The sequence below is a fragment of the Mycobacterium sp. genome, from assembly GCF_965277065.1.
GTDB lineage: Bacteria > Actinomycetota > Actinomycetes > Mycobacteriales > Mycobacteriaceae > Mycobacterium.
The window spans coordinates 1,064,120-1,077,007 of the sequence record NZ_CBDIBT010000019.1; the positions used below are offsets into that span (position 1 = coordinate 1,064,120).

The window sequence follows — 12,888 nt, forward strand, 5'->3', positions numbered from 1 at the left end:
CGGCCGCAACCAGGCCGCGACTGCCGCCCCGACGGCGACCAGGGTGATCAGGAGCATCACGAACAACGGCCACCGCGCGGGCCTGTTCAGCGGAACCGGGCCCGGCGGCCCCCACGGACCCGTCGGTGGTGGCCCAGGGGGAAACCCGACGGGTCCCGGCGCCGATCGATACCCGGTGGGAGGCGGTTCCGACATGAAAGCGATGGTATCGCTGATCGACGTTTCCGGTATTCAACTTTCCGGCGAAGCGCCTACCGCCTCACAGAGGTCACGATGAAGTGAATAGCGGCATGGTTAATCGGCGATATCATTGCCGAATGCGCCGTCAGGCAAGACGGGCGATCCAGTAGCGCGGTGATGAGAACCGCGACCACAGCAGGCATCCCTACATGGCAGGAGATCGCGATGGCGGGCGGTGACGAACTCCGCATCTACGTCGAGCAACTCGCGCAGGCCCTGCAGCACAACATGCCGCCACCACCCATCCCGGCCGACATGCCACCCGGGGCGATTTCGGAAATCGACATGCTCCTCGCAGGCCTCGGGATGGCGGGAAACTCTGGCGACCCGACCGATACAGCCGCGGGCCATGCCGGGTTCGAGCAGCGCGGCCAGAAGACCGGCGAGGCCATGGCCAAATTCCCTGCGGGCGAACAAGATTCAAGCAAAATGATGGAACAAATGTTGGGCACTGTTCAGCAGCTACCCCAGCAGGCGGTGCAAACCTTCACCGGACTGTTCCAAGGGTTGTCTCAGCCGCTCAACCAGGTCCTGCAGCAGGTCTCGCAAATCAGTTCCCAGCTGACCAGCACCTTGGGTAAAGCCGGACAAGGCGTCGGTGCCGCGTCGTTGCCTGCCGGTGCGCTGGGCGACGCGCTCGGCGCCGGCGGCGCGGCGATGGGCGCTGGCGGAGCGGGTGCAGGGCTGGCCGGCGCCACCACCCCGGCCGGAAACCTCGGGCCGCCACCGACTCCGACAGCCGGCACTGTTCCGATGTCCTCGCAGCAGGCACCCGTTACGTCGCCACCTAACACCGAAGGAGCCGGTGCCCGTGGGCAAATGGGCGGCGGCATGCCGATGATGCCGCCCGGCGCCGCAGGCGGTGCCGCCAGTGGGGGCGACAGCAAAGCCGAGACCAAGCGCGTCGTCCCGCCGACGGTGAAAAACGGCGCCCCCGTCCAGGGGCGCATCACTACTCCACCGAACGCGCCGGAAGTGGTTAGACGAGTCGCCGGCAAACCGATCGCCAGCCGTCGCATCCTGCCCCCGGATAGCAAACTCGACGACGACGCCGACGAGGTCGACCGCAACGGCCGATAGTCAACGGTGAATTGTGTCGGGCGCAGCAGGTCGTTAGGTTTCGGATATGGCCGATCGCGACGCCCTGCGGGTCCAACCCGAGGTAATGCAGACGGCCTCACAGGCGTTGGCGAGCGCGTCCAGGGATTTGCACGCCAAGCTCGCCGATCTCGATGGTCAAGTCCGCGAAATGCTCTCCGGCTGGCAAGGGGGATCAGGTAGCGCGTACGGCGATGCCTGGAATCTCTGGCACAACGGCGCCGCAGAAGTGCAGTTGGGACTAACAACTTTGGCGAAAGCTGTTGGCATTGCGGGAAGTCAATTCGAAGCGCAGGATGCAGCGGCTCAGCAGACGGCGGAAGGCATCTACCGTGGCTGACGCCTTCAGCGTCGATCCCGCCGCCTTGGAAGACGCGGCCAGGAGAATGGGCGATTTTGTCCGCTACGCCGAAAGCGTGGTTGCTGAAATCGATTCACTGGTAACACATCTGCACGGCACGTGGTCGGGCGAGGCGGCCGCAGCTCATGCCGAGGCGCACCGACACTGGGCGCGCGGTGAGGCAAACATGCGAGAGGCTTTGGCCCGACTGACGGCTGCGGGCGCCGCAGCCCATCACAATTACACCGGCGCGATGAACGCGAATACCAGCATGTGGTCGTAATCCTGTGGCGCCACTCGCGGTCGATCCAGAGGCATTAGACGGCGCCGGGTCGACCGTAATCTCAACGGGCGAGGGCCTGGGGGCCGTCATGTCGACGTTGACGACTGAGCTGACTGGATGCAACGGAATGGCTGGCGACGATCCAGCGGGTGCCGAATTCGGGAACAGCTACAACTCCGCAGCGTCGAAACTGCTCGAGGCGATGTCGACGACCCGAAATGGGTTGTGTCGCTTGGGAGACGGTGTGCGAATGTCGGCCCACAACTATTCAACAGCCGAGGCCATGTCGAATATCTCCGGACACGGTCAGCCGCCTCCCGGTCCACACCCAACCGGTTCCATTTCGGCGCAATCAGTGCCGTCCGCAGTCGGCAGCGGCGTCGGTGCTCCGGCCGGCTGGGGCTGGGTGTCCAAGTACATCGGAATGATCTGGCCCAGTGGCGATTCAGCCAAACTACGGGCTGCTGCCGCCGCGTGGATAAGCGCCGGCACGGGTTTCGAGGTCAGCGAGATAACGGGCGCCGCCGGGCCCATGTCGACAATCGGCGCCCAGCAGATCCCCGAAGGATCGGCGATCGGAGCGGCATTCGCCGATGCCAATCGCAGCGCCGCCGCAATCCTGCAGCAGTGCAACACTATTGCCATTCAACTCAACTCCATGGCAGCACGAATCGACTCGGTCCATGCGGCGATCCTGGATCTACTATCGCGGATCTGCGACCCGCTGACCGGGATCAAAGAGGTCTGGGAATTTCTCACTGATCAAGACGAAGACGAGATCAAGAAGATCGCCCGCGACATTCGCACAATCGTCGACCAGTTCACCGCAGAGGTTCAGGCGCTGAGCCATCAGATCGCTATAGCTGTCACCGAGGCAAGCACGATCCTGGGCACTATGAGCCGCTACGCGGACAAGGAGTGGGACCAGTTCCTGCACCACACCGATGTGGGCAGGGCGCTCAACCAGGTAGGCCAGTACGGAAAAGGGATCGCCGAATCAGTTGGCGGCCTGCTCAAAGACGGTTGGACCTACGGCCCGATGCGAGCTCAAATCGACCCGCAAGGCTCTTACCAATCATGGCAAGAGCTAGTCCACGGGATGGCTCCGCTCGTCGGCCTTGGCGACGATCACGCACCGAGCGTCGCGCAGTCATGGAAGGACCTAGGGAAGAACGCCGTCCATTGGGACGAGTGGAAGACCAACCCCGCCGAGGCGGCCGGTAAAAGCACATTCGATCTGGCAACCCTGCTCATTCCGGGCGGCGGCGAAGCGGCTGCGGCAGCCAAGGGAGGTCGTGCCGCTGCCGATACGGCTGAGGCCGCGTCCGCGGCCAGTCGCGCGGAATCCGCCGCGACTAGAGCGCTCGAAGACGCGCCAAAGCCGCACGCCCCCAACGCGGAGCCGCGCCCGTCCACTCCGCCCCTCGACCGCCCGCCACCACCAAAGGACACACCGGCCGCGCCAGGCGCGACCAAGCCGGCTTCCGCTCCCGCCGATGGTCCGACACCGCACGGTCCCACCGAGTCGAGGCCGCCGACGCCGGGACACGCCCCGGCTGGACCCGCGCCCGCAGAGCGTTCCCCCGCACCGACTGATGCGACACCTCGCGAACCAGCGCAAGCCACTCAACACTCGCCCCGCGAACCAATTCCACCCGCCGAACGGCCGATTGCCCACGACCCAGCGCCCAGCCACCCCGGGCAGACTGAGACAACGCCGACTGCCCATTCTGCGCCGCCGGAAGCCAACTCCCGCCCGCTCGTCCATAACAACAACTCGGTGCCGCCAACGGCCCCGCCGGACGCGGCGATAGAAGCCGGCCGTAATTTCCACCCGCCGACCACGGAAGCCCTGCTAAGCGAAGTCGCGGTCGGCGGGGAACCGACAGCAGCGGCCCACGCCGGTTCACACGAACTCGTCGGACACGGCGGACATCCCGGTGAAGGAGGATCGCACCACGCAGGCGACCATCCGGGCGCTCCGCATGCTGGAGATGGGGCGCCCAACTCCGATAGGCCTCACGGCGGCGACGACCATGACGGACCCCACAGCGACGGCGGCCCGCCGGACCCCGACGGGCCGGATGACCCGCCCCCGCCGCTGCATCGCGACGAACCACTTCCGACGAAGGAGCTGTTAGACAAATACGAGGGCGAGAACGATCCAAATAATCCAGGTCGATTGTTCGCGCCAAAGACAGTGCACTACATGTCTCCAGGGGAGCTCGAGGAGAGTCGACTCTTCGCCCGGGACGGCTTGCTGCATCGGGCAGCAGACGGGATGCCCTTCGACACGCAACAAGCAGCTACCCACTGGTCAGGACAAGGGCGAGCGATGTTTGTGATGGACGAGCACGGCAACTTATACGCATCGGTCGAACAAGACGTCGGCCGACTGCATCACTCGAGCTTTCTCGGTGGCAAACCTGTGGCGGGAGCTGGCGAGCTCGAGGTGCGCGATGGTTTACCTGTGTTGATCACCCGCAAAAGTGGCCACTACCTCCCCACCGAGGAACAGTTATCTCAGGTGCGCGATATGCTCAGTGAACAGGGGATCGACGTCAGCCGAGTAATTTTCGGAAGTGGGTTCTGAGCACCATGACATCGAGTCGGACCGCGCCGCAATGGCGGGAGTACATCAATCAAATAACTTATGGAACCGATCTTCGAGCACCTGTCGATGATTCGCTGCTAAGCCGTCTTGCGGATGAGCTGATTCGACAGCGGTATTTTAGGGATCCCGTCGAGACCTACTATCAGGCGGCGATCGACGCGCTGCAGTCCAGCGAAAGTGTCCGGCTCGATGACGATCAGGACGAAGGCGCCGTCCGCGACCTGCTCAACCGTTTGTTGCGCGAGCTCGACGAACGTCGGCCGTGGCCTGAGCCGCCGTTCAGGTCGCTCCCGATCGACGTATGGCAGGTATTACAGGATGCGCCAGTGATCGGTCGGCTATTGGCGTATCCGATGGATGTGCAGGCCCGTCTTTATCGGAGTTTCTCGGGCGGCGAGTCGAGCAGTCCGCAGTCGCGGATTATCGTGTTGCGCTTGCGGTCAGGTCAAGAGGTCGGTTTACGCGCCGCTTCGTTTTCGGAGCCGCACGTGGACATGTACAGCACGTCTGATCCAGAGTCGACTCGCGCGGCCTTCCAGAACCTTACCGGCCTTGATGTACAACCGCCGGATCCTGACGAGGGGCTCAAGACTAGACATTGAGGTCACGCCGCCGCGACTACCACGAACCCCGTGAGCTACGTCAGGCTGTTCGACGAAACCATTGTCAGCGTCACCGGTCGGTTCATCGGGCCGCTCTCCCGACATCCTGACAACTTGGAAGTCGCTCTGCTACCTGCCACGCTGCTAGCTCCCGTCGGCTCCGTGGCAGTTAGTGGGATCGATAACGACGTGGTGCTTCTCGCCGAGACCGGTGCGGCGCCTGGGCTTCCAGCCGACTTGCTGGAACTTAAACAGGCGGTCGGCGAACAAGTAGGTGCCGCTTTACTGCGGGAACCCATCACAGTCCATTCGCCTGGCCGATTCTCTCCTCCGCGCGCGTAGCTGGCTGTTTGCGCGCCGCCAACTCCGCGACTGCCTCGACAGACTCAGGGTGAATTGTGCGAACTTCATGACCTCGTTAGCTTTGCGATCGTGGACGGGCGCGACACGTTTCGGGTAGGACCCGTAAGAAGCTGATGGCACCGCTCACCGTCGATCCGGTGGCGCTGGATAACGCTGGCGCCGCGGTCATTTCGGTCGGCGAGGGCTTAGGGACCACCGTCTCAACACTGACCACCGCGCTCGCCGGGTGTCACGCGATGTCCGGAGACGACCCAGCCGGTGCGGCCTTCGGCCACAGCTACGACAATTCGGCATCCAAACTGATCGAGGCGATGGCTACCACCCGCAATGGGTTGTGCCGCTTGGGCGATGGCGTACGCGTATCCGCGCACAACTACTCCATCGCCGAAGCGAACTCAAATATCTCCGGACACGGCAATCCCCTCCCGGGCCCGCATCCAACCGGAGCGATCTCAGCCGGCTCGACACCGTCGTCTGTCGACCACGGCACCGGGCCACCGGCAGGCTGGGGCTGGGTCTCCAAATACATCGGGATGATCTGGCCCACCGGTAATTCAGCGAAGCTGCGTGGAGCAGCGGCGGCGTGGACCATTGCCGGCACCAACTTCGAGGTCAGCGAGATAACCGGCGCCGTCGGACCGATGAGCAGCATTGGCGCTCAACAGATCCCGGAAGGCCCGGCGATCACCGCCGCGTTCAACGAGACCCATCGTTGCGCAGCCGGAATCCTGCAGCAGTGCGCGACCATCGCGACGCACCTCACGTCCTATGCGACCAAGATCGACACGGTTCACGCGGCGATCATCGATCTGCTGTCACGCATCTGCAATCCGCTGACCGGGATCAAAGAGGTCTGGGAATTCCTCACCGACGAGGACGAAGACGAAATCAAGAAGATCGCCAACGACATTCGCATCATCATTAATCAGTTCACCGCGGAAGTCGATGCGCTGCGCCAACAGGTCGCGACTGCACTCACCGAAGCGAAGACGATCCTCGGCATCATGACCCGCTACGCCGAGAAGGAGTGGGACCATTTCCTGCACGCCACCGAGGTCGGCCGGGCATTGGACCATCTCGGGCAGATCTGCAGCGGGGTACTTTCGGAAGCGGAAAGCACCGTCAAGGGTTTTTGGAACCTCAATCCCGTGCGAGCCTTTCTCGACCCAAAAGGCTTCTCGCACTCTCTGTCCGGCGCTATCCAAAATTTCGAATCACTCACCGGATTAGACGGCGAGCAAAAACTCGAGGAGTCGTGGAAGGAACTCGGCAAAGACGTCGTTCACTGGGATGAATGGGCGACGAACCCGCTCAAAGCCGCGGGCGAATCCGCATTCGATCTCGGCACACTGTTACTCCCAGGCGGCGCGCTATCGAAACTCTCTAAATTCGGCCACGTCGCAGCGGACGTCGCCGAGACCCCAAAGGGGCTTCGTCTGCCCACACCGGGTCGTCTGCCCAACCCCGCGCCGCCGCGGAACGATCCGCCGAAAGGCGGTCAGCCGGAGCCCGCACCGAGGCCAAAAGGCGCACTGCCACCGTACGGGCTCACTGAGTCGAAAACGCCGGCCGAAACGAAGGCTCCATCTTCACCTTCTAAGCACTTAGCCGAACCAGGCGCTCCCGCAGGGCATCCACTCTTATCGACATCCGCTCACGCCCCAGCCGACCACGCCGCCACACCGCCCGCAGCTCTTACTCCCGGCCCACCGCACGGCGGCGCACCCAGCGGCCTCTCACCGCAGTCACCAACGCTCGACCATCACGGACCCGTTGCCCACACCCCGCAGCCATTGACGACTGGAGATCTATCAGCGCTGGCCGATTACACTGGCCTGGGACACGAGGACCTAAACGACGCGCTGAGGAACGGCCCTGTGGATGCATCTCAACAGGCTCGTGTAGACGCCCTAAATCATGCGTTGGAGAAATTGCCCGCGCACGAGGGCTCAGTTTTCAGGGGCACAAACTTGCCACCCGACGTGCTTGCGCGATACCAGCCGGGCGCCGTCGTAACCGAACCCGCATTCTTCAGCACCTCCGTTGATCCCGCCGTGGCTCGATCCACGGCCTTCGCCGGGAACGTCGAATTCAAGATTCTGTCGAAGACAGGGCGAGATATCTCCCTAATCTCGCAATTTTCCAGTGAGCAAGAAGTGCTGTTTCAAACTGATAGACACTTTTACGTGCTAGATCGAAGACTCGATCCAGTCACGGGCAGGACAATAATCGAGATGCTTGAGCGAGAGGGAGTTGAGCAGTGAGCGAAAGAATTGCCGGAAAAATCTTCTCAACACCCGAAGAAGCCGGTGTGACCCCGCCGACCGAAGAGGAGATTGCTCACGCGCGCAAATTATTCGACGAAGCTCAGGAGAAGATGGACCGCTTAACCGAAGCGGACCTTTGGCCAGAAGTTTCCTCGAAGTTTTGGGACGACACGTCCGGCACCGAGTGCGAAGGCTGGCAGGACCGTTAGATCCGTGGCCGAAAAAATTGCCGGAAAGAGTATTTTCCACCCCCGAGGAAGCCGGTGTAACCGCGCCGACCGACGCCGAATTGGTCGAACTACGCAAGCTGTTCGACGAGGCTCAGGATCGCGTCGATCGCCTTAATGAGGCCGACGAGTGGACCGAAATCTCGCCGAAATTCTGGGACGACATGTCCGGCACCGAGTACGAGGGCTAGCGCGACCGCTACACCTCGCCGCCAACCCCAACCCAACGCGCTACGGCCGGATAGTGTGACACCGTGACCGCTTCCGGCAGCCCGGGCACTGTCGAACCCGGCCCTCATACAGAACCCGAACCCGCTGAGCAGCAACTAGAGACGCCGACCGGCAACGCCAGCGCCGAGCGGGCGCTCGAAGACGTCCACTCCGACGAAGCGCCGAAACCCGAGTTGCCGCCCGTCGACCTCACCGCCGCCGCGTTCTTCGACGTCGACAACACGTTGGTGCAGGGCTCGTCGCTGGTTCACTTCGGCCGCGGGCTGGCCGCCCGCAAATACTTCACCTACCGCGACGTGCTCGGCTTCGTCTACGCGCAGGCCAAATTCCAGGTCCTCGGCAGGGAGAACAGCGACGACGTCGCCGCCGGCCGCCGCAAGGCGCTCGCCTTCATCGAAGGCCGGCCCACCGAAGAGCTGATGAGGCTGGGTGAAGAGGTCTTCGACGAGGTCATCGCCGACAAGATCTGGGAAGGCACTCGCGATCTGGCCCAGATGCATCTCGACGCCGGCCAGCAGGTCTGGCTCGTCACCGCCACGCCCTATGAGCTCGCGATCACCATCGCCCGCCGCCTCGGCCTGACCGGCGCACTGGGCACCGTCGCCGAATCCGAGAACGGGGTCTTCACCGGTCGGCTCGTCGGCGACATCCTGCACGGCCCCGGCAAGGCGCATGCCGTGCGCTCGCTGGCCATCCGCGAAGGCCTCAACCTCAAACGCTGCACCGCCTACTCCGACAGCTACAACGACGTCCCGCTCCTTTCCCTCGTCGGAACAGCGGTAGCGATCAACCCCGACGCCGCTTTGCGCGATTACGCGCGCAAACGCGGCTGGGAAATCCGCGATTTCCGGACCGCCCGCAAGGCCGCCCGGATCGGCGTACCGTCAGCTCTGGCACTGGGCGCGGCGGGCGGCGCTCTGGCCGCGGTGGCATCTCGCCGGCAATCGCGCTGATAAGCTGCGCCGCTGAACCCATAAGAGTGGAGAGCAGCGCATGTCCTTGCCCGCAGGCACCGAAGGCCTGATCGGCACTCACTACCGGTATCCCGATTACTTCGACGTGGGCCGCGAAAAGGTTCGCGAGTTCGCCGAGGCGATCCAGAACGATCACCCGACGCACCACTCCGAGGAAGCCGCAGCCGAGGTCGGCTACGACGCCACAGTGGCGCCGTTGACCTTCCTTGCCGTCGCTGGACGTCGTGTCCAGAACGACGTCTTCACCAAGTTCGACATTCCGATCAACATGGCTCGCACGCTGCACCGCGACCAGAAATTCCTGTTCCACCGGCCGATCAAGGTCGGCGACAGGCTGTACTTCGACACCTATCTGGACTCGGTCATCGAGTCCCACGGCACGGTGATCGCCGAAATTCGCAGCGAAGTCACAGACGTCGACGGAAACCCAGTCATCACCAGTTTGGTGACCATGCTCGGCGAGTCGTCCAATCCTGACGCGAACGCAGAAGCGACAATCGCGGCAATTGCATCCATCCGCGCTGGCGCTTAGGGTCAGCCGGAGCCTTTCAGGGGGAGTCCCACATCATGAGCACCGATCTCACACCGCACTTCGACGACGTCCAGTCGCACTACGACCTGTCCGACGAGTTCTACCAGCTGTTTTTGGACCCGAGCCAGACCTACAGCTGCGCCTACTTCGAGCGCGACGACATGACGCTCGAGGAAGCTCAGCGCGCCAAGGTTGACCTGTCGCTGGGCAAACTGGGCCTGGAGCCCGGCATGACGCTGCTCGACGTGGGCTGTGGCTGGGGTGCCACGCTGCGCCGCGCGATCGAGAAGTACGACGTGAACGTGATCGGTCTCACGCTGTCCAAGAACCAGGCCGAGCACGTGCAGAAGTCGTTCGACGCGCTGAACACCGAACGCTCACGGCAGGTGCTGCTGAACGGATGGGAGCAGTTCCACGAGCCCGTCGACCGGATCGTCTCGATCGGCGCGTTCGAGCACTTCGGCTTTGAACGCTACGACGACTTCTTCAAGATGGCGTGGGACGCGCTTCCGGCGGGCGGCACGATGATGCTGCACACCATTGTCGTCCCGACCGAGCAGGAACTGGAAGACCGCGGCATCAAGATCACCATGACCCGGGCGCGGTTTGCCCTGTTCATGATGCAGGAGATCTTCCCCGGCGGCCGCCTGCCGACCGTCGCCATCGTTGAGGATCACGCCAAGAAGGCCGGCTTCAAGGTCGACCTCGTCCAGCCGCTTCGCCTGCACTACGCGCGGACCCTGGACTTCTGGTCCGCGGCGCTGGAGGCCCGCAAAGACGAGGCGATCAAGATCCAGTCCGAAGAGGTCTACGAGCGCTACATGAAATACCTGAGCGGGTGCGCCAACCTGTTCCGCGAGGGCGCCTGCGACGTGGCCCAGTTCACCCTGGTCAAGCCGGCAGAGTAAAGCCTCAGCCGAAGAACATATTGCGACGGCCGGCCAGCAGTCGATACAGCGTCTGCTGGATGGTCTCGCGCACCTGATCGGTCAGCTCGAAGGTGACCATCGGATCCTCGGCGTCGGCACCCTCGTAGTGCGCGGTGTCGATCGGCTCACCGAAAGCGATATGCCACTTCGACGGCAGAGGCACCAGCCCGGCCGGTCCGGCCAGCGGGAAGAGCGGCGTGATCGGGAAGTACGGCAGCCCGAACAACCGCGCCAGCAGTCGCACGTCGGTCAGCATCGGGTAGATCTCCTCCGAGCCGACGATCGAGCACGGAATGATCGGCGCCTTCGCGCGCAGCGCGGCACCGACGAACCCGCCGCGGCCGAAGCGCTGCAGCTTGTAACGGTCCTTGAAGCGCTTACCCAGCCCCTTGTAGCCCTCCGGGAACACCGCGGTCAGCTCACCCGCGGCCAGCAGCCGGTGCGCGTCCGCAGTGCACGCCATGGTGTGGCCGGCCTTGCGGGCGGCCGCGCTCACCACCGGCATGTCGAACACCATGTCGGCGGCAAGCAGACGCAGATCGCGGTGTGCGGGGTGGTGGTCGTGCACGGCGACCGAGGCCATCAGCCCGTCGAACGGCAGCACGCCGGCGTGGTTGGCCACCACCAGACCCGCGCCGGTGTCGGGGAGGTGCTCGATGCCGCTGACCTCGACGCGGAACCACGACTTGAAGAAGAACCTCAGCAGCGGCCGCACGATTGCGTCGTTGAAGTGCGGGTCGAACCCGAACTCGTCGACCTGGTAGTCGCCGGCGAGCCGGTGTCGCAGGAAGTCGGCGACGGCACTGACCTTCTGGACAAGCTCGTTGCTCGGCTGCTCAATATCGGCTCCGGCGCCAGCACCGCGACGGTGCTGATCGATTTCACGTACGACTGCGGCGATCTCGTCGGCCGAGGCCCTGGTGTCGGGCTCGGAGAGCAAGGAGGGGTGTTGGCGGGAGGCGCGTTGCCCGGCGCGTCGCTGAGCCGCTGCACGGCCTGAATTCCCGTGCAGCGGAATGACTTTCGCTTTCGAATCGCCCGGCATCAGTAACCTCCTCCCGGCTCTTGATCGATTTTGGATCGGCCACCGAGGCGCTGCACTGCGGCCACGGTCCGACCTTCAATGGAGCGTACCCATTCAGGGTCGATAATGGGAGTCAAGGCGCGACCGCGCACGTAATCGTCAAAAGCCTCCGCAGTCGACCACTTGGGGTGGTATCCGAGCTCCTGTGCCATCCGGGTGGTGTCCATCACCCGGCCGTACCTCAGGTAGTCGAGCTGCTCGCGGCTGATGGCCACATAACGGTTGGCACGCCGCAGCGAATCCAGCGCCGAGAGCCCAAATCCCGGTAGCGGCAAGGCAACTCGGCCAGCCCGCCGGATCGCCTGCGACAACATGATGATCCCGCTGGCGCCGACGTTGAAGGTTCCTGGCTTGCCGGCCATCACGGCGCGCTCCAAGGCGCCGAGCGCATCCTGCTCGTGCAGCAGTTGCAGCCGGGCGTCGCGGCCCAGCACCGTCGGGACCAGCGGCCCAGCCAGGTAGCGCGACAGGGTGGTCTCCATGGCCGGACCGATCATGTTGGCCAGCCGCAGGATGGTCACCGAGATGTCCGGTCGCCGCCGGCCGAGCCCACGCGTGTAGCCCTCGATGTCGAGGCTGTCCTTGGGAAAGCCCTCCCGGAAGGGTCGACGGCTGCTGCTGTCCTCGGTGAACAGCACCGGGTCATGCGGGTTGGACCCGTAGACCTCCGAGGTCGACTTCAGCACGACGCGCCGCACCGAGGGCGCCTTCTGGCACGCGGCGAACAACTGCATCGCGCCCAGCACGTTGATTTCCTTCAACGCCGCCCCGCCGCCGGATCGCGGTGCGAACGACGCCGCCGCCGCATGGACGACGGTGTCGACGTCCCCATTTCGGATCACCTTGGCAACAAAGGGATTGCGGATGTCGGCGCGCACGAACTCGGCGCGGCCCATCCGGCGCAGCATGTCCTTGCTGGGCGCGACGGCATCGACGGCGATCACCCGATTGATCATCGGGTTCTGCGCCAATCGAGCGGTCAGATAACCGCCGAGAAATCGACACGCACCGGTGACCAGCACAACTTTTGGATAGTGCACGGTATCGGTGCCGGTACCCGATTGACCGTCCGACGAGTCCACCTGGCTAGCCTAGCGACGGCAG

The 12,888-nt window shown here is 63.9% G+C and carries 13 protein-coding genes; 11 read left to right on the forward strand and 2 right to left on the reverse strand.

Translation table 11 applies throughout. The features are described 5' to 3' along the window. Positions 1–357 precede the first annotated feature (357 nt). From ACQY5A_RS22350 to ACQY5A_RS22400, 11 genes are all read left to right on the forward strand, one after another. Positions 358–1,320 (forward strand): hypothetical protein, encoded by a 963-nt coding sequence (locus tag ACQY5A_RS22350; RefSeq protein ID WP_428342468.1) that lies wholly within the window; start codon positions 358–360, stop codon positions 1,318–1,320. Positions 1,321–1,366: 46 nt separating this feature from the next. Then, the gene (locus tag ACQY5A_RS22355; RefSeq protein WP_428342469.1) at positions 1,367–1,678 is read left to right on the forward strand and encodes a WXG100 family type VII secretion target; all 312 of its coding nucleotides are present in this window, start codon (positions 1,367–1,369) and stop codon (positions 1,676–1,678) included. Then, on the forward strand, positions 1,671–1,961 hold the full coding sequence (locus ACQY5A_RS22360; RefSeq protein ID WP_428342470.1) for a WXG100 family type VII secretion target: 291 nt from the start codon (positions 1,671–1,673) through the stop codon (positions 1,959–1,961). Before ACQY5A_RS22355 ends, ACQY5A_RS22360 begins: the two co-directional genes overlap by 8 nt. A 355-nt stretch (positions 1,962–2,316) precedes the next feature. Beyond that, entirely contained in the window at positions 2,317–4,554 is a 2,238-nt protein-coding gene (locus ACQY5A_RS22365) for an ADP-ribosyltransferase (protein WP_428342471.1), read from the forward strand. Between the two features lie 5 nt (positions 4,555–4,559). Next, the gene (locus ACQY5A_RS22370; RefSeq protein WP_428342472.1) at positions 4,560–5,177 is read left to right on the forward strand and encodes a hypothetical protein; all 618 of its coding nucleotides are present in this window, start codon (positions 4,560–4,562) and stop codon (positions 5,175–5,177) included. A gap of 476 nt (positions 5,178–5,653) precedes the next feature. Beyond that, positions 5,654–7,804: an ADP-ribosyltransferase gene (locus ACQY5A_RS22375; RefSeq protein ID WP_428342473.1), complete on the forward strand. Its 2,151-nt coding sequence runs from the start codon at positions 5,654–5,656 to the stop codon at positions 7,802–7,804. Further along, positions 7,801–8,016: a hypothetical protein gene (locus tag ACQY5A_RS22380; RefSeq protein ID WP_428342474.1), complete on the forward strand. Its 216-nt coding sequence runs from the start codon at positions 7,801–7,803 to the stop codon at positions 8,014–8,016. The genes ACQY5A_RS22375 and ACQY5A_RS22380 overlap by 4 nt, the downstream gene beginning before the upstream one ends. A gap of 17 nt (positions 8,017–8,033) precedes the next feature. Next, entirely contained in the window at positions 8,034–8,225 is a 192-nt protein-coding gene (locus tag ACQY5A_RS22385; RefSeq protein ID WP_428342475.1) for a hypothetical protein, read from the forward strand. 63 nt (positions 8,226–8,288) lie between these two features. Then, positions 8,289–9,218, forward strand: a complete 930-nt coding sequence (locus ACQY5A_RS22390) for an HAD family hydrolase (RefSeq protein WP_428342476.1) — start codon at positions 8,289–8,291, stop codon at positions 9,216–9,218. Positions 9,219–9,258: 40 nt separating this feature from the next. Continuing rightward, a complete protein-coding gene (locus ACQY5A_RS22395; protein ID WP_428342477.1) occupies positions 9,259–9,771 on the forward strand; it encodes an FAS1-like dehydratase domain-containing protein in 513 nt (170 codons plus the stop codon). Between the two features lie 35 nt (positions 9,772–9,806). Beyond that, positions 9,807–10,679, forward strand: coding sequence for a cyclopropane mycolic acid synthase family methyltransferase (locus ACQY5A_RS22400; RefSeq protein ID WP_428342478.1), 873 nt, complete (start codon positions 9,807–9,809; stop codon positions 10,677–10,679). A gap of 4 nt (positions 10,680–10,683) precedes the next feature. Here the strand turns inward: ACQY5A_RS22400 and ACQY5A_RS22405 are convergent, their stop codons facing one another. Beyond that, positions 10,684–11,745 (reverse strand): lysophospholipid acyltransferase family protein, encoded by a 1,062-nt coding sequence (locus tag ACQY5A_RS22405; protein WP_428342479.1) that lies wholly within the window; start codon positions 11,743–11,745, stop codon positions 10,684–10,686. Next, the gene (locus ACQY5A_RS22410) at positions 11,745–12,866 is read right to left on the reverse strand and encodes an SDR family oxidoreductase (RefSeq protein WP_428342480.1); all 1,122 of its coding nucleotides are present in this window, start codon (positions 12,864–12,866) and stop codon (positions 11,745–11,747) included. Before ACQY5A_RS22410 ends, ACQY5A_RS22405 begins: the two co-directional genes overlap by 1 nt. Positions 12,867–12,888 lie beyond the last annotated feature (22 nt).